We start from the raw sequence: 16,515 nt of genomic DNA, 5'->3' as shown, positions 1-16,515 counted from the left end.
TCACGTTCAAGATCGGTTAAGGTTAACGCACAAGTGTGATCGGCGGCCTCAACCCTGCTTCCTGCGGATGCCTATGGCGCGGCCGGCGCGCTCGGGCATGGGCAGCGCGGCATGCGCCGTGCGCATCGCTTCGAGATTGGCCTGGATGTCGGCAGGGAAGGCCACCACTTTCGGTCCGGTCATGTCCACATGGAGCGACAGCGATTCGGAGCTGGCGGCAAGCCAGCCGTCGGCATGGCGGATTTCCTGATAGACCCGGATCCGCTTCTCGTCGTGGTCGAGAAGCTGGAAGGAAACCATCACGCGGTCGCCCAGATGCAGTTCCTGGACGTAGCAGACATGGACTTCCGCCGTGTAGATGGTGAGCTGGCGCTCCTTCGCGTAGGCCGCGCCTATGCCCAGCGCGTCGAACGCCCTGTCGGAGCCGCGGTCGAACAGCACGTTGTAATAGGCCATGTTGAGGTGGCCGTTATAATCGATCCAGTCCTTCTCGATGTCCAGCGGCCCCGCGATGAAGGGTGCCTTGCGGATTTCCGCAGGAGAGGCGGGCGTTGTGTTCATCGAAATTCCTTCCTGGTCGCTGGACAAACCGTTCGGAGCCAGACTAGTGGTCCGGGTTCTGACATTTGCACCCGCCCGAATGCGGGTACGGGTTTTCGGATTGGCGCATGCCCTGTCTAATTGTTTCAGCCGCATTTTGCAGCAGGCCGATTGCGCCCGGCGGCAAAAATGCTCAAGACATCCATAGTTTCGGGACAAGGGCCGCGCTGGTCCGTTCGCGGAGGAAAACATGGCTCTGAGCGACCTCGCGCCGGTCGAGCGCAACGAGGAAGGCATTGCCGCCGCGCTGGGCATTCTCAAGCAGAGATTCGCTGAGCGCTTCCAGACCGGGGAGGCGATCCGCGGCCAGCACGCCCACACGACGACCTACATTCCCACGCAGGCGCCCGACGGAGTGGTTTTCCCCGAATCGACCGCCGAAGTGCAGGAGGTGGTGCGCGTCTGCGCCCTGCATCGCGTGCCGGTGATCGCGTTCGGCGTCGGTTCCTCGCTGGAAGGCCACGTCAACGCGCCGGGCGGCGGCATTTCGCTGGATACCTCCCGCATGAACCGCATCCTCGCCGTCAACGCCGAGGACCTCGACTGCACGGTAGAGCCCGGCGTGACGCGCGAGGAACTGAACCACCATCTGCGCGACACCGGCCTGTTCTTCCCGATCGATCCGGGCGCCAACGCCACGCTCGGCGGCATGGCGGCGACGAGGGCTTCCGGCACCAATGCCGTGCGCTACGGGACGATGCGCGAAAGCGTGCTGTCGCTGACGGCGGTGATGGCCGACGGCGAAGCGATCACCACCGGCGGCCGGGCCAGGAAAAGCGCCGCCGGCTACGACCTGACGCGCCTGCTGGTCGGCTCGGAAGGCACGCTCGGCATAATCACAGCGCTGACGTTGAAACTGCAGGGCATCCCGCAGGCGATCTCGGGCGGGGTCTGCCCGTTCCCGACGCTCGAAGCGGCCTCGAGGGCGGTGATCGCGACGATCCAGATGGGCATCCCCGTGGCTCGGATCGAACTGGTCAACGCCTTGCAGATGCGCGCGATGAAGACCTATTCGAAGCTGGATTTTCCCGAAAGCCCGTGCCTGTTCGTCGAATTCCACGGTTCGGACGCGAGCGTCGCCGAGCAGGCGGAAACCTTCGGCATGATCGCCGAGGAGGAGGGCGGCGGGCCGTTCCTGTGGACGGCGGTCGCCGAGGAGCGCGCCAAGCTGTGGAAGGCCCGGCACGACGCCTATTGGGCGTCGCTGACGCTCAGGCCCGGCGCCAAGGGCCTGTCCACGGACGTTTGCGTGCCGATTTCGCGGCTGGCCGAATGCGTAGCCGAAACGGAGGCCGATATAGCCGAAATGGGGCTGATCGCGCCCATCGTCGGCCATGCCGGCGACGGCAATTTCCACACGCTCGCCCTGATGAACGCCGAGGACCCGGCCGAGATTGCGCTGGTGGAGAAGTTCGTAGCGCGGCTCAACCGGCGCGCCATCGCCATGGGCGGCACCTGCACGGGCGAGCACGGCGTGGGCCAGGGCAAGGCGGCGTTCCTGCGTGAGGAAATGGGGCACGGCGTGGACGTGATGCGCACGATCAAGCAGGCGCTCGATCCGCTGAACATCATGAATCCCGGCAAGGTGCTGCCGGCGGAGTGATAAGGCGCGGCTCCGGCCCGCCAGCCTCCCCATCTCGTTCCGCCGCAAGACGGTCTGGCGGCGACATGCCGGAGCCGATGGTTGCGGCATTTGCGGCAGGTGGCCGGCCCGGCACAGAATTGCCTCTTTCATGACGCTCTTAACGGGCTAGAGTGCGGCCACATTCCCGGTAACGCGCGTTGGGTGATGCTCGCTCGTCTTTTCGTGATCGTCGGCGGTTTCGTGGTGCTGGTGCTGCTTGCGGCGCTGGTGGTGCCGCCTTTCGTGGACTGGACCGGCTACCGGGCCGATTTCGAGCGCGAGGCCAGCGCCATCCTCGGCCGCAAGGTTACCGTGCGCGGCGAGGCCAAGGCCCGGCTGCTGCCGTTCCCGTCCGTCACCTTCACCGACGTTTCCGTCAATGGCGGCCCGGACGGCCAGCCGGCCATGACGGTGGACACCTTCTCCATGGACGCCGAGCTTGCGCCTTTCCTGCGCGGCGAGGTGCTCATCTTCGACATGCGGCTGGAACGCCCGAAGGCGACGATCGCAGTCGCCGACGACGGCACGGTGGACTGGGCGGTGCGGCCTTCTTCGCCGTTCGATCCCGGGCAGGTCTCCATCGAGAAGCTGAGCATCACCGACGGGCAGGTGGAGCTTCGCCACGCCGCCGGCGGCCGCAGCCACCGGATTTCCCACATCGACGCGGTCGTGTCCGCGCGCTCGCTGGAAGGGCCGTGGCGGATGGACGGCTCGCTGCGCTTCGATGGATTGCGTTCGCGCGTCTCCGTCTCCACCGGGAAGGCGGAAAAGAACGGGCGAATCGCCTTGCGGGTGAAAGCCGATCCGGACGCCTATCCGCTGGCCTTCGAGACGGACGGAACCGCCGGGCTTGAAAACGGCGCGGCCAGCTATTCCGGCCAGTTCCAGCTCGCCGGAACCGACAGCAGGGCCGCAGGGCCTCTCGCTACGGGCGGCCAGAGCGTCGAGGCGAACGGCGGCAAGGTCACAGCCGGCAAGGCCGAGCCCGGCTACCGGCTGCACGGCAAGTTCCAGCTCGATCATCGCAGGCTGGCCTTTCCGGAATTCCGTTTCGAAACCGGGCCGCTGGACAATCCCTACACCGCCGACGGCTCGGCCACGGTCGATATCGGCGCGACCCCGCGCTTTTCCGTGAAGGCCACCGGAGCGCAGGTGCAGTTCGACGAGGCCGTGGGCAGCGGCGCGGGGATGACGCTGGCCAGGCGGGTGTCGGCGGTCGAGAAGGCGCTGTCGAGCCTGCCGCGTCCCACCATTCCCGGCACGGTCGATGTCGGATTGCCGGCAGTCGTGGCCGGCGACACCACCATACGCGACGTGCGCCTGTCCGCCGAGCCGGCCGAGCGCGGCTGGACGGTGAACTCCTTTGCCGCGACCCTGCCGGGCCGCGCCACGCTGGAGGCCAACGGGCTGCTCGGCATCGACGACGGCATCGGCTTCAAGGGCTCGCTGCTTCTGGCGGTGGGCCAGCCTTCCGGCTTTGCCGCGTGGCTGGCCAAGGATGTGGATGAGGCGATCCGCCGCCTGCCGGCTGCCGGCTTCAGGGCCGATGTCGACATGAGCGACCAGCGGCAAAGCTTCAGCAATCTCGAACTGATGCTCGGCAAGGCGAAATTCTCCGGCCGCCTCGACGCGGCCGAGCCCGGCGACGCCCGCCCTTCGGTCGTCATGACGCTGGACGGCGGCGCGCTGGATGTCCAAGGCCTGGCCGCCTTCGCCTCGCTGTTCGTGTCGGACAAGGGCGACAACCGCTTCGCCGACCGGGACCTCGATTTCAAGGTGAAGGCAGGGCCGGTGGATGCATGGGGCCTGACCGCCGATACGCTGGACACCGCGCTTCGCCTGCGCGAAGGCGTTCTGGAGATCGACAGGCTGTCGGTGGGCGGACTGGCGGGGGCCTCGATCAGCGCGACGGGCCGCATCAAGGATTTCCCGGCGAGCCCGACCGGAAAGCTCGACGCTTCCGTGCTGGCGGTGGACCTCGAGCCGCTCGTCGCCATGGCGGCCTCCCATTATCCCGGCAACGCCGTGCTCAAGGGACTGTCGGCGCGGGCCGAGGCCTATCCCGACCTTTTGCAGGACGCCCGGATCGATTTCGTCGCCAGCGCGGCCGACAATGGCGACGGTTCGACCGGACTGGCGCTGTCCGCGCAGGGCGATGCCGGCGGCTCGGCCTTTTCCGCCTCCCTGTCGGGCCAGGGCAAGCCGGGCGAACTGGACAAGGCCACGCTCGCGGCGACCTTCAACGCCAGCAACAAGGATGCCACCGCGCTCCTGGCGCTCTATGGACTGCCCGTGCTGCCGCTCGGCCTCGTTGGCGAGGCGACGACCGGTTTCAATGCCAAGGGCACCCTGGCGGGCGGGCTCGCCACCAGCTTCAATTTCTCGGGCGTCGACTTCAAGGCCCTGTTCGACGGCACTGTCGCTTTCGCCCCGCAGCAGGGACCGACCGCCAAGGGCAAGCTTGCCATCGATGCGGCCGACATGGAGCCGTGGCTGATGACCACCGGGATGGCGCTGCCCGGCATGGGAACGGGCACGGCGGTGAACCTTGCCGCCGATGCGGACTACGGCAACGGCTTGCTGGTGGTTTCCGGCCTCGAAGGGGCGGTCAACGAGGCCGCCGTTTCGGGCGACATCAATGCCGATATCAAAGACGGCCGGCCGCATCTCACGGGCGCCCTGGCGCTGGACGAACTGGATCTTGCGCCGGTCGCAGCCATGGTTTTCGGTAGCCAGGCGCTGGCCGGCGACGGCAAGGGCTGGCCGACCGCCCCGTTCGCGCCGGCTTCGGCCGCGCCGTTCAGCGCCGAAGTGGACCTGACCGCCAGCGCCCTCCTGGCCGCGCCCGTCGCCACGGCCGACGATGCCTCGCTGACATTGAAGCTCGATCCGGAGGGACTGCATGTCTCGAACCTGAAGGCCAGGCTTTTCGGCGGGCAAATCGCCGGTCTCTTCGAACTCAGGAACAATGGCGGCACGGGGCTGTTCTCCGGCCAGTTGACGGCCTCGGGCGTCGATCTGGCGGCGATGCTGCCGCAGGCGGGCCTGAGCGGAAAAAGCGACCTCTCCGCCACGCTTTCGGCCGGGGGCAAGTCGGTCGACGGCATGATCTCGGCCTTGTCCGGCTCGGGGACCGCCTCGCTCAAGGGACTGGCGATCGACAATCTCAACCCGGACGCCTTGCCCGCCTTCATTGCCAAGGCCGACGAGGCCGGGCGCGACATCGATGCCGCCGCGGTCGCGGCCTTTGCGCCCGCAATCGCCAAGGCCGGCCGTTTCGCCGCGCCCGACACGCAGGTCGCCTTCACCGTCGCCAGTGGAACGCTGCGGGTGCCGCCGGTCGATTTCGCCTCTCCCGGCTCGACGCTGACCAGCGACCTTGCGGCCGATTTCGGCGCGCAAACCGTCGCGGCGCGAGGCTCGATCGCCTACAAGCCGGGCGACGAAGCGCTGGTGGGTTCGGCGCCGGTGCTGAACTTCTCCGTCGAAGGGCCGTTCGGCGCGACGCAGCGCAGCTTCGACAGCGCACCGCTGGCGCAATTCCTGACTCAGCGCGCGCTGGAGCGGGAGCAGCAGCGCGTCGAGGCGATGCAGTCGGCCTTGCTGGAGAAACAGCGGCTGCGGCGCGAGGTGCGCTACTATGCGGCGCTTCAGGCCGGACGCGAGAAGGCGGCGGCGGAGATCCGGCGGCTGGAGGAGGACCGGGCGAGGGCGGCTGCGGCGGCCGCCGCCGAACAGGCGCGCATTGACGCGAAAGCCAAGGCCGACGCCGACGCAGCGACGGCCGAGGCCGCGAGGAAGGCCGAGGACGAGAAGCAGGCACGCCGCGCGGCCGAACAGGCCGCCGCCGACCGCAAGGCGCGGGAAGAGGCCCAGAAGGCCGCGGAGCAGGCGCGGCAGAAAGTCCTCGATCAGGCGCCGCCGGCTCCGGAGCAACCGACGCCGCGCGAACGGTCCGCGCCCGCCGCTCCGGCGTCGAAGCCTTTTTCGCTCGGCGATTTCCTGAAAACCTTGCAGTGAGGCCGCGCGGGGGCGGGTCAGCCGGTCCTGCCGCCCGCCTGTACCCATCGCAGCACATGCACCCTCAGCGCCGACGACAGATTGGCATCGCGCGGCCGTTCGGCGTCGATCTCGGCGATCAGCGCCGCCAGCGGCATGTTCTTCTGCGCCGCGATGGAAAGAAGCACTTCATGAAAGGGCTGTTCGAGGGAATAGGAGGTCCGGTGCCCGCGAATGGCCACCGAATGCTTGCGCACCAGGCTCATTCGCGTTCCGGGCTGCCGTCTGGGTAGCCGTCTTCCGGGCTGCCAGGCCCGGCCTTCGAACCGGCAGCGTCGCGGCGGTGGCCCTCGACGAAGCGTTCCGACTGGGCGCGCAGCAGATCCTGCCGCTCGCGCTCGGCCTTGGGGCGGCCGTGAAGGGCGCGGTTCTGCTCGGCGGCGCGCTCTTTTTCCGTTCGCGCCTTCTGCTTGCGCGCCTGCCGCAGATTGACGATCTCGGCCATCGGGCTGGCGGCCGCTATTTCTTGCGGAAGGCGTCGAGCGAGACGACGTCGGCCCCCTTGCCGCTGGCTGCGGCCTCGGAAGCCGCCTTCTCGGCTTCGGCGGCTTTCTTGCGGCTCGCCGGCTTCTGCGGCTCGACCGCGACCGGCTGGGGCGCCGGTTCCTGCTTGTCTTCTTCCGCCGGCTGGTCGGTGCGCACGTCGAATTCGAGTTCGAAATTCACCGACGGGTCGTAGAAGCCGCGCACGGCGGAGAACGGGATTTCGAGCTTTTCGGGGATGTCGGAGAAGGACAGGCCGATCTCGAAGCCGGTTTCCGACACCTTCAGGTCCCAGTACTGGAACTGGATGACGATGGTCATCTGCTCCGGATAGCGCTCGCGCAGCCGGCTGGAGATGCGCACGCCGGGGGCCGTGGTGAGAAAGGTGATGAAGAAATGGTGGTTGCCGGGAAGGCCCGTGCGCGCGACCTCGGCCAGCACCTTGCGCATCACGCCGCGCAGGGCCTCCTGGGCGAGAATGTCATAGCGGATGTGGTCGTCGGCCATGTGGCGCTGCGGTTCCTCTGACTCGTCGCAATAGCTGTAATCAAGCTTGGCGGGCTCGTAAACCGCATATAGACGGCGCGCATTGCCGCTGGAAGCTGGCCGGTGCTTTTTTTGCCGGTTCCGGAGACCGGCCGACATTCAGGGATCGCGGCCAGGGATCGCGGCGTGCCATGCCGCTAAATGGCGATCGGCGCCTTGATATTGGCGTCCGCCTGATAGTTTTCGAGGCGGAAATCCTCGAAGCGGAAGGCGAACAGGTCCTTCACCTCGGGGTTGATCCACATGGTCGGCAATTTTTTCGGCGTGCGCGAAAGCTGCTCGCGCGCCTGCTCGAAATGGTTCGAATAAAGATGCGCATCGCCGAGCGTGTGGACGAATTCGCCGGGCTTAAGCCCGGTCACCTGCGCCACCATCATGGTGAGCAGCGCATAGGAGGCGATGTTGAACGGAACGCCGAGGAAGATGTCGCCCGAACGCTGGTAGAGCTGGCAGGAAAGCCTGCCTTGCGAAACATAGAACTGGAACAGGCAATGGCAGGGCGGCAACGCCATCGCATCCACCTGCGCCGGATTCCAGGCGGAAACGATGAGGCGCCGCGACTGCGGGTTCTCGCGGATTTCCCGAAGCAGCCAGGCGATCTGGTCGATATGGCCGCCATCCGGTGCCGGCCATGAACGCCATTGCCTGCCGTAGACCGGACCCAGTTCGCCGTTTGCATCGGCCCATTCGTCCCAGATGGTGACGCCGTTGTCGTTGAGGTATTTGACGTTGGTGTCGCCGGCCAGGAACCACAGAAGCTCGTGGATGATCGACTTCAGGTGCAGCTTCTTGGTCGTGGTGACGGGAAAGCCTTCCGACAGGTCGAAGCGCATCTGGTAGCCGAAAACGGAACGCGTGCCCGTGCCGGTGCGGTCGCCCCGGTCCGTGCCGTTGTCCAGCACATGTCTGAGAAGATCGAGATATTGGCGCATCGACTCGGGCCGCCCTTCGTTGTCGGCCGATCATAGCCCATCGACGATGCAGCGAACACTCGGCGCATGGCCGATCCGGGCGGCTTTTCCACGCTGTCCCCAGGGGAGGGACGACCGCCCATCGCGCGCGCCGGTTCGGCGCGCGTCGATGAAGCGCTTCGGAAGGTGCTGCCTAGATGGTGGCGAGCTTGCCGAGTTCCTTGGCCACCAGATAGTAGAAGGTGACGCGGCCCTTGGAATGGTCGGCCGCCATGGTCTTGGCGACCTTGGCGACGGCTGCCTCGCCCTTGGCGGCGTCCACGCCGAGCTTCTTCACCGCCCAATTGTCCCGAACCCGGTCGAGTTCCTTCTGGTCGGTGGCCGAGACGAGCGAGGAATCGCGGTTGCGCAGCGCGATGCCCAGATGCTTCACGATCTTTTCGACCACCGCCGCGTCGGCGGCGGCATCGTACTTCTTCACGTCTGCCAGATAGTCGGTCATCGGAATTCCCCGTCGGAGCCATCGATCCATGCGGCGAGGCCGAGAAACCGCCGCAACCCTTGCGATCAAGCAGACTCTCCTCACCTGGCCGGAGCTTCGATTGAGAGCGGCTTCAAGTCAACCCTTCGCAACGTCGAAGGGAATGGCGGCCGGCCCTTCCATTTTGCCGCGCCGCTGCCTATATTCGCTTCGTCGGCTCGACCGACTATGGCGATAAACAGGCGATGAAATAAGCCGTTCGGACCCGGGGGCGGTACCCGGCGCCTCCACCAACAGCCGCCGGCCAGACAGGCGGCGGTTGTTGATGGGGGCGAAACAGGATCGACGAAGGTGTAAAGATCGTGCTTTTGCCCGGCATTGTACCACCGTTATCGGGCTAAACTTATAGTTGCCAACGACAACTATGCGGAAGCTCGTCTCGCTGCTTAATGCGGCGCGAACGCTTCAAATCAAGCCTTAGGCCGTCGCAGGTCTAAGCGGGGTCCGGAGGCACCTGGCAACAGAAGCCTCCACTTCCTTCATCTTCCTTTCCTTCTTTGCCGCGGCCTCGCGCGTTCGGTCCGTGCCGGCGCGGATCGCTTGCGTGCGCTGCCTTTTTCCAGGGACAAATCCGATGACTGCCGCAACCGACCGATATTTCGTGCTGAGCGGCGGACCTGGCTCCGGCAAGACGACGCTGATCGAAACCTTGCAGGCAGCCGGATTCGCGACGATGCCCGAAGCCGGGCGCGCCATCATCCGCGACCAGATGGCGGTCGGCGGACCGGCCTTGCCGTGGAACGATCCGGCACTGTTCGCGGAATTGATGCTGGCGTGGGAACTGCGCTCGCATCAAGAGGCGGCGTCACGCGGCGGTCCGGTCTTCTTCGACCGCGGCGTGCCGGACGTCGCAGGCTACCTGAAGCTGACGGGATTGCCGGTGCCTTCGCATGTCGAGGCGGCGGCGCGGCGCTTCCGCTACAACCGCAAGGTCTTCATGCTGCCGCCTTGGCCGCAGATATTCCGGCAGGACGATGAACGCAGGCAGGATTTCGATGAGGCCGCGCGCACCCATGCGGCGATGGCCGAGACCTATGCCGGGCTGGGTTACGACCTGGTGGAGGTGCCGCGTGCCTCCGTGGCGGAGCGGATGCGTTTCGTAGTTTCGCAGGTCGGCACGCAACCATGAAAAAAGGCCGGGAAATCCCGGCCTTTCTGGTCTGCTACCGGTTCATTCCGATGGTTCATTCCGCCGGGGCCTGCGCCGCCACGCGCGCGCGGCCCCCGAGCGTGAACTGCGCGATGGTGAAGGAGATCACGGCGCAGAGCGCGATGCCGGCCACCATCGGCAGCGGCGTGCCGTCGAAGAACAGGCTGGACACGCCCATTGCCACCGCACCGATGCCGAATTGCAGCGTGCCCATGAGGGCGGAGGCGGTGCCGGCGATCTCGCCGTGATCGTCCATGGCCAGAACCGAGGTGGACGGGATGACCAGGCCGACGAAGCCGTAGCCGACGAACAGCAGCGCTGCCAGCACCCAGAGCTGGTCGGCGCCGGAGGCCATCAGCGCCAGCAGCACCACCATGGTGGTGGCGTAGCCGGTCACGGCGACCCGCACGACCCGGTTCAGCCCGAAACGCTGCGAAAGCACGCCGGTGAGCTGCGACATGGCGAAGAACGACACCGCATTGATCGAGAAGAAGCCGCTATAGGCGCGCGGCGACAGCCCGTAATGGTCGATCAGGATGAAGGACGAGCTCGACAGGTAGACGAAGAAGGAGGAGATGGCGAAGCCGCCGATGGCGGTGAGCCCGAGGAACTTGCGGTCGCCGAGCAGGAAACGGTAGCCCCGCAGCGCCGCGCGCAGGGAACTGCCGGCGCGATGCTCGGGCAGCCGGGTTTCCGTGAGCGAGGTCGCCAGGAGCACGACCGCTATGAGTGCTGCGCCGCTGACGGTCCAGAACACCCCGCGCCATCCGAATGCCTCGATGATGAAGGAGCCGGTGAGGGGCGCCAGGATCGGCGACACCGAGAACACCAGCATCAGCAAAGACATCAGCTTTGCGGCCTCGACGCCGGTGTGCAGGTCGCGCACGACGGCACGCGGCACCACCATGCCGGCGCAGGCGCCGAGGCCCTGGATGGCGCGGAAGGCGATCAGCCATTCCGCATCGGGGGCGAGTGCGGCGCCGATGCCGCCGGCCATGAACAGCAGCAGCCCGCCATAGAGCGGCGCCTTGCGACCGAGCATGTCTGAGATCGGCCCGACGACGATCTGGCCGAAACCCATGGACAGGAAGAAGATGAGCAGGCTCATCTGCACGGCGGCCGTGCTCGCATGCAGGTCTTCGCCGATCGAGGGCAGCGCCGGCAGGTACATATCGATGGCGAAGGGGCCTATGGCAGACAAAAGGCCGAGCACGACTGCGGTGCGCAGGAATTTCGGAGACATGGCTGACACTCTCGGATCTTTTTCGACTGCCTGCGGGAGGAGCAGGCGGCCACAGGACGTTCGAAGTCCCGGAATCCCGACACGGGAGAGGCGAGATTCCTAGATTGGATGACCATATTTTTAGACAGTGTTGTCCAATTCGTCAATCGCTGCTATATAGATTTTTCATGAACACGGCCATTTCTCCTGACACCCTCCCGCCACGCGGACACAATGCCAAGCGCATGTCCATCATCGATGCCGCGGGCGAGGTGTTCTGCCGGGAGGGTTTTGCCGGCGCCAATATCGATTTGATCGCGGTCGAGGCCGGCGTGTCGCGCCAGACCGTCTACAACCACCATGGCGACAAGGAAAAGCTGTTCATGGCCGTGGTGCGCGACCTGACCGAGCGTTCCAACGCCGGCGTCTTCGCCACGCTCGGCACCTTCCCCGACCATCCGCAGGAGCTAGAGGCCGAACTCGTCGCCTTTGCCGAACGGCTCAACCGCAATTGCATCTGCAACCGCGAAGGCAAGTTCCTGCGCAAGCTGATCCAGGCCGAGAGCGCGCGCTATCCCGAACTCTTCGCGGATTGGCGCGAGCAGGGACCGGGCAAGACCTGGTCGGCGCTGGCAGCGCGCTTCGCCCGCCTGGCCTTCGCCGGCCTGCTCCAGATGGACGATCCCGACCTTGCGGCGCGGCAGTTCCTGGCGCTGGTCAATGCCGATCTGCAACTGACTTTCATGCTCGGCGGCACGCCGACGCCCGAGGAGGTGAAGGCCGCTTCGACCAACGGCGTGCGCACGTTCCTGCGCGCTTTCGGGCGACCGTGCGCGGGCGGCGACGCTGCCAAGGGCGCGTCGCCTGAGCCTGCGACAAGACCCGGGCCTGCGATAAGAACTGTGTGAGCCGCGAGGAACGCAAAAGGACGGGCGATGCCCGTCCTTTTCATGAGCCGGACTATCCGGTGCGATAACCGCGTCAGTCCACCGCCACCATCACGTCCGAGGCCTTGACCACGGCATAGGCATCCTGGCCGACGGCCAGCTTCAGTTCGTCCACCGCCTCATTGGTGATCGCGGCCGTCACGACCGAGCCGCCGACGTCGATGCGCACGTGCGCCGTGGTGGCGCCCTTGGTCAGTTCGACGATCTTGCCCTTGAGCCGGTTGCGCGCGCTGATCTTCATGAGTTTCTCCTGAATGGTTCGGGTGGACGATATATACGGACGTCACCATCTAAGCCGCCCGCGCAAAGGTGGCAAATGCTTTTGAAAACTGGAGCGAGCCGGCCTCGGCCCGCTTCCTTTGTTATATTCATCTGTATATATCGAAACGGCTGAACCAGATAGTTTTCATCGGAACGGGGAGATCTCCATGTTGACGCGCAGGAAATTCGGACTGGGCATGATGGCCGCCATCGGCGGCCTCGCGGCGATGCTCGTGGCGGCGGTGCCGGCAGCGCAGGCAGAAGACAACGTCATCGTTTTCGCCGCGGCAAGCCTCAAGGGCGCGCTGGACAACGTCAACGACGCCTGGAAGGCCGAGACGGGCAAGTCGGCCAAGATCTCCTACGCGGCAAGCTCGGCGCTCGCCAGGCAGATCGAGGAAGGCGCGCCGGCCGACATCTTCATCTCGGCCGACCTCGACTGGATGAAGTATCTCTCCGACAAAAAACTCACCAAGGCCGATACCGAGACCAGACTGCTCGGCAACCGCATCGTGCTGGTGGCGCCGGCCGATTCGAAGGCGGCTGTGGAGATCGGGAAGGGTTTCGACCTCGCCGGCCTGCTCGGCGACGGCAAGATCGCCATGGGCGACGTCAAGGCGGTGCCGGCCGGCAAGTACGGCAAGGCGGCGCTGGAGGCGCTCGGCGCATGGTCGTCGGTCGAGAACAAGGTGGCGCAGGCGGAGAACGTGCGCGCCGCGCTGAAGCTCGTCGCCACGGGCGAGGCGCCGCTCGGCATCGTCTACCAGACCGACGCGGCGGTGGAGCCGGGCGTCAAGATCGTCGGCACCTTCCCGCAAGATTCGCATCCGCCGATCGTCTATCCGGTGGCGGTGACGGCGGAATCGAAGAATGCCGACGCCACGGCGTTCGAGGAATACCTGAAATCGGACAAGGCCAAGAGCCTGTTCGAGGCCCAGGGCTTCACTTTCCTGACCGGCGCGAAGTAGGCTTCGAAGCTTTTTAGAGCGGGGCCGATAACGGAATATGGACTGGCTGCTGGACCTCACGCCCGACGAATGGAACGCGGTCCGGCTGTCGATCAAGGTGGCGACCGTGGCCATGATCGCCTCCCTGCCGCCGGGCATCCTGATCGCGCTGCTGCTGGCGCGCGGCAAATTCTGGGGCAAGACGGTGCTCAACGGCGTCGTGCATCTGCCGCTCATCCTGCCGCCCGTGGTCACGGGCTATCTGTTGCTGCTTTCCTTCGGCCGGCGCGGCCCGGCCGGTGCCCTCTTCGCCGATTATTTCGGGCTGGTCTTCTCGTTCCGCTGGACGGGTGCGGCGCTTGCCTGCGGCGTGATGGGCTTTCCGCTGATGGTTCGCGCCATTCGGTTGTCCATCGAGTCGGTGGACCGCAAGCTGGAAGCGGCGGCCGGCACGCTCGGCGCCAACCCGCTCTGGGTTTTCGGCACGGTGACGCTGCCGCTGATCCTGCCCGGCATGATCGCCGGCGCCATCCTCTCCTTCGCCAAGGCGATGGGCGAGTTCGGCGCCACCATCACCTTTGTCTCCAACATTCCCAACGAGACGCAGACCCTGCCTTCCGCCATCTACACGTTCACGCAGATGCCGGGAGGCGATGCCGGTGCGCTGCGCCTCACTCTCATCAGCATCGTCATCTCCATGGCCGCGCTTGTGGCTTCGGAAGTGCTGGCGCGGCGCGTCGGCCGGCGGCTGGACATCGAATGAACATGGCCGGTGCGACGGAAACTCCTGTGCCGCAAGGGCGCCGCGATTCGGTATCGGTGGCCGTCAGCCACCGGCAGGGCGCCTTCACGCTCGATGCGCGTTTCGAGAGCGCCGGCCGGCTGACCGCGCTGTTCGGCCCTTCCGGTTCCGGCAAGACGTCGCTGATCAACATGGTGGCGGGGCTGACCAGGCCCGACGAGGGACGCATCGCGGTGGACGGGCGCGTGCTGGTCGATACGCACAGGGGCATCTTCGTGCCCAAATACAGGCGGCGCATCGGCATGGTGTTCCAGGATGCGCGGCTGTTCCCGCATATGAGCGTGGCGCACAATCTGCGTTACGGACGCTGGTTCACGCCGCCGGCCGAACGCTATGCGGAGATGGGATCGGTGGTCGACCTGCTCGGCATTTCGCATCTGCTCGATCGCAAGCCGTCGCGTCTGTCGGGAGGCGAGAAGCAGCGGGTGGCGATCGGTCGCGCCTTGCTGGCGAGCCCCAAGCTGCTCCTGATGGACGAGCCGCTGGCTTCGCTGGACGAGGCGCGTAAGGCCGAGATCATACCCTATATCGAGCGGCTGCGCGACGAAACCAGGATACCGATCCTCTATGTCAGCCACTCGCTGGCCGAAGTGGCGCGGCTGGCCAGCGAGGTGGCGGTGCTTTCGGCCGGCAGGGTGACGGCATTCGGCCCCACCGCCGAGATCATGCAGCGCCTCGACCTGTTGCCAGCGGACGAGCGCGGCGAGGGCGGTTCGGTGCTGGAAGCCAGCGTGGCCTCGCATGATGAACGCTTCGGCATGAGCGTGTTGTCGTCGGCGGCCGGCGAAATCCACGTGCCGCGTCTCAGGCTGGAAATCGGCGCGCCGGTGCGGCTGCGCATCCGTGCCCGCGACGTGATGTTGGCGACCGAGCGGCCGCACGGCCTTTCGGCGCTCAATATACTGGCCGGCCATATCGAGGGCATCGAAACCGGCGAGGGGGCGTCCGTCAGGGTGCGGATCGATTGCAACGGCGTGCCTGTGCTGGCGCGCATCACCGAGCAGTCGCGGCAGATGCTGGGGCTTCGGCCGGGCCTTGCGGTGTTCGCCGTGATCAAGACGGTGAGCTTCGAGGGCAACGTCGCCGCGGGCGCGCGCGCGGACGTGCATTTGTAACCGCCGGGAGCGTTATGGCGTTAGGCAATAGCGCTGCGCAGGCCCAGGCGCTATGGTCGCAACGGTTACGGAGAAAACCATGCCTTCGCTGAGCCTGCGCATCAATCTCGACCCGGACGGCCGGATCGGCCCCGGCAAGATCGAGCTTCTGGAGCAGATCGCCGCCTTCGGCTCGATTTCGGCCGCCGCGCGCGGCATGGAGATGTCCTACAAACATGCCTGGGACCTGGTGGAGGACATGAACCGCGTGTTCGGCAAGCCGCTGGTGGCGGCACAGACCGGCGGCCGCAAGGGCGGCGGCGCGCAGCTCACGGCGGTGGGTCTCGCCGTGGTCAGCCGCTATCGCGCCATCGAGCGGGCCGCCACTTCCGCCGCGACGGCGCATATGGAGGCGCTGCAGGCCGAAATCGACGCCGGGTAGCGCCCTTTTTGCCGTCCCAGGGGAGGGTGAGGAACTTGTCCTATTCCTCCGGTTCGCCGGGCTTGCGCAACAGATAGGTGTCCATGATCCAGCCCTTGCGGCCGCGCGCTTCCTCGCGCAACCGCACGATGTCGTCCTCCACGGTGCCCAGCCGTCCGGAAACCAGGATCTCGTCCGGTGTGCCGAGATAGGCGCCCCAGTGAATTTCCAGTTCCTTGTCGGCCAGCGTGCGGAAAGCGCATTTGCCGTCCAGCATGACGATTGCCGTGCCGGCGTTGCCGGGCATGCCTTCCTCCGTCAGCCGGCGGCCGGTGGTGACGAGAAAGGGATCGCCGATGCGGTTCAGCGCCATCCTGTGGCCGGCGGCCAGCGCCTGGATGGCGGTGATGCCGGGGATGACCTCCAGCGCGAATTCGACATTGTCCCTGTCGCGGACGCGTTCAAGGATGCGCAACGCGCTGTCGTAGAGGGAAGGGTCGCCCCAGATCAGGAAGGCGCCGATGCCGTCGTCCGGCAATTCGTCGCGGATCAGCGCCTCGTAGATGCCGGCGATGGCCTCATGCCAGTCGTCCACCGTGGCGCGGTAGGACGAGGTGGGCTCGGCGCGCACCGGCACGTCGAACTCGACGCGGCGCGAGGCCGGGTTGGTGACGAACCGGTCGCAGATCTGGCGGCGCAGTTCGGCGAGGTCGTTCTTCCTCGCGCCCTTGTCGGGGATGAACAGCACGTCGGCGCGGTTGAGGCCGTTGATGGCCTGAACCGTCAAATGTTCGGGATTGCCGGCGCCGATGCCGATGACCAGAAGCGTTCGCATGGTTCACTCGTGCCGCAACGCAAGGAGCCTGTCCAGTGCGGGCGCAAGCTTGAACCGGCGGGAAAAGCTTCT

Annotated in this window: 17 protein-coding genes and 1 other RNA gene; 9 read left to right on the top strand and 9 right to left on the bottom strand. The window is 66.3% G+C overall.

Translation table 11 applies throughout. The features are described from left to right. Positions 1 to 48: 48 nt before the first annotated feature. Positions 49 to 561, bottom strand: coding sequence for a thioesterase family protein (locus QU595_RS16430; RefSeq protein WP_315923807.1), 513 nt, complete (start codon positions 559 to 561; stop codon positions 49 to 51). A gap of 229 nt (positions 562 to 790) precedes the next feature. On the opposite strand from QU595_RS16430, the gene QU595_RS16425 reads away from it, so the two are divergent. Then, positions 791 to 2,203: an FAD-binding oxidoreductase gene (locus tag QU595_RS16425; protein ID WP_315923805.1), complete on the top strand. Its 1,413-nt coding sequence runs from the start codon at positions 791 to 793 to the stop codon at positions 2,201 to 2,203. Positions 2,204 to 2,389: 186 nt separating this feature from the next. Next, a complete protein-coding gene (locus QU595_RS16420) occupies positions 2,390 to 6,244 on the top strand; it encodes an AsmA family protein (RefSeq protein ID WP_315923803.1) in 3,855 nt (1,284 codons plus the stop codon). 17 nt (positions 6,245 to 6,261) lie between these two features. Here QU595_RS16420 and QU595_RS16415 read toward each other — a convergent pair whose 3' ends face one another. The 5 genes from QU595_RS16415 to QU595_RS16395 all read right to left on the bottom strand — a co-directional run bounded on the left by QU595_RS16415 (position 6,262) and on the right by QU595_RS16395 (position 8,725). Next, positions 6,262 to 6,489: a ribbon-helix-helix domain-containing protein gene (locus QU595_RS16415; RefSeq protein ID WP_315923801.1), complete on the bottom strand. Its 228-nt coding sequence runs from the start codon at positions 6,487 to 6,489 to the stop codon at positions 6,262 to 6,264. Next, a complete protein-coding gene (locus QU595_RS16410; RefSeq protein ID WP_315923799.1) occupies positions 6,486 to 6,728 on the bottom strand; it encodes a DUF4169 family protein in 243 nt (80 codons plus the stop codon). The genes QU595_RS16415 and QU595_RS16410 overlap by 4 nt, the downstream gene beginning before the upstream one ends. A gap of 14 nt (positions 6,729 to 6,742) precedes the next feature. Beyond that, positions 6,743 to 7,273 carry an SspB family protein gene (locus tag QU595_RS16405; protein ID WP_315923797.1) on the bottom strand — a complete coding sequence of 177 codons (531 nt, stop codon included), beginning with the start codon at positions 7,271 to 7,273 and terminating at the stop codon, positions 6,743 to 6,745. Positions 7,274 to 7,449: 176 nt separating this feature from the next. After that, positions 7,450 to 8,244 carry a thymidylate synthase gene (locus QU595_RS16400; RefSeq protein ID WP_315923795.1) on the bottom strand — a complete coding sequence of 265 codons (795 nt, stop codon included), beginning with the start codon at positions 8,242 to 8,244 and terminating at the stop codon, positions 7,450 to 7,452. Between the two features lie 172 nt (positions 8,245 to 8,416). Continuing rightward, positions 8,417 to 8,725 carry a DUF2853 family protein gene (locus tag QU595_RS16395; protein WP_315923793.1) on the bottom strand — a complete coding sequence of 103 codons (309 nt, stop codon included), beginning with the start codon at positions 8,723 to 8,725 and terminating at the stop codon, positions 8,417 to 8,419. A 152-nt stretch (positions 8,726 to 8,877) separates the two neighbouring features. On the opposite strand from QU595_RS16395, the gene ssrA reads away from it, so the two are divergent. Then, positions 8,878 to 9,239: a transfer-messenger RNA gene (gene ssrA / locus QU595_RS16390) on the top strand. A gap of 99 nt (positions 9,240 to 9,338) precedes the next feature. Continuing rightward, positions 9,339 to 9,893 carry an AAA family ATPase gene (locus QU595_RS16385; protein WP_315923791.1) on the top strand — a complete coding sequence of 185 codons (555 nt, stop codon included), beginning with the start codon at positions 9,339 to 9,341 and terminating at the stop codon, positions 9,891 to 9,893. Between the two features lie 55 nt (positions 9,894 to 9,948). Here the strand turns inward: QU595_RS16385 and QU595_RS16380 are convergent, their stop codons facing one another. Continuing rightward, positions 9,949 to 11,157 carry a multidrug effflux MFS transporter gene (locus QU595_RS16380; protein ID WP_315923789.1) on the bottom strand — a complete coding sequence of 403 codons (1,209 nt, stop codon included), beginning with the start codon at positions 11,155 to 11,157 and terminating at the stop codon, positions 9,949 to 9,951. Positions 11,158 to 11,324: 167 nt separating this feature from the next. Here QU595_RS16380 and QU595_RS16375 point away from each other — a divergent pair, with 167 nt between their 5' ends. Next, positions 11,325 to 12,044, top strand: coding sequence for a TetR/AcrR family transcriptional regulator (locus QU595_RS16375; protein WP_315923787.1), 720 nt, complete (start codon positions 11,325 to 11,327; stop codon positions 12,042 to 12,044). A 73-nt stretch (positions 12,045 to 12,117) separates the two neighbouring features. On the opposite strand, the gene QU595_RS16370 is transcribed toward QU595_RS16375, so the two are convergent. Continuing rightward, the gene (locus QU595_RS16370; RefSeq protein WP_315923785.1) at positions 12,118 to 12,324 is read right to left on the bottom strand and encodes a molybdopterin-binding protein; all 207 of its coding nucleotides are present in this window, start codon (positions 12,322 to 12,324) and stop codon (positions 12,118 to 12,120) included. 187 nt (positions 12,325 to 12,511) lie between these two features. On the opposite strand from QU595_RS16370, the gene modA reads away from it, so the two are divergent. From modA to QU595_RS16350, 4 genes are all read left to right on the top strand, one after another. Beyond that, positions 12,512 to 13,312: a molybdate ABC transporter substrate-binding protein gene (gene modA, locus QU595_RS16365; protein ID WP_315923783.1), complete on the top strand. Its 801-nt coding sequence runs from the start codon at positions 12,512 to 12,514 to the stop codon at positions 13,310 to 13,312. A 37-nt stretch (positions 13,313 to 13,349) separates the two neighbouring features. Then, complete coding sequence (modB, locus tag QU595_RS16360) at positions 13,350 to 14,054, top strand: molybdate ABC transporter permease subunit (protein ID WP_315923781.1); 705 nt, start codon at positions 13,350 to 13,352, stop codon at positions 14,052 to 14,054. Between the two features lie 2 nt (positions 14,055 to 14,056). Continuing rightward, positions 14,057 to 15,208, top strand: a complete 1,152-nt coding sequence (modC, locus tag QU595_RS16355; RefSeq protein WP_315924506.1) for a molybdenum ABC transporter ATP-binding protein — start codon at positions 14,057 to 14,059, stop codon at positions 15,206 to 15,208. Between the two features lie 79 nt (positions 15,209 to 15,287). Continuing rightward, positions 15,288 to 15,629, top strand: a complete 342-nt coding sequence (locus QU595_RS16350; protein ID WP_315923779.1) for a winged helix-turn-helix domain-containing protein — start codon at positions 15,288 to 15,290, stop codon at positions 15,627 to 15,629. A 40-nt stretch (positions 15,630 to 15,669) separates the two neighbouring features. Here the strand turns inward: QU595_RS16350 and cobF are convergent, their stop codons facing one another. Then, a complete protein-coding gene (gene cobF / locus QU595_RS16345) occupies positions 15,670 to 16,443 on the bottom strand; it encodes a precorrin-6A synthase (deacetylating) (protein ID WP_315923777.1) in 774 nt (257 codons plus the stop codon). Positions 16,444 to 16,515 lie beyond the last annotated feature (72 nt).

It is taken from the genome of Mesorhizobium sp. SP-1A (genome assembly GCF_032460275.1).
In the GTDB taxonomy this organism is placed as follows: domain Bacteria; phylum Pseudomonadota; class Alphaproteobacteria; order Rhizobiales; family Rhizobiaceae; genus Mesorhizobium.
The sequence above is the reverse complement of the archived record's forward strand: the minus strand, read 5'-3'. Positions and strand labels throughout refer to the sequence as shown.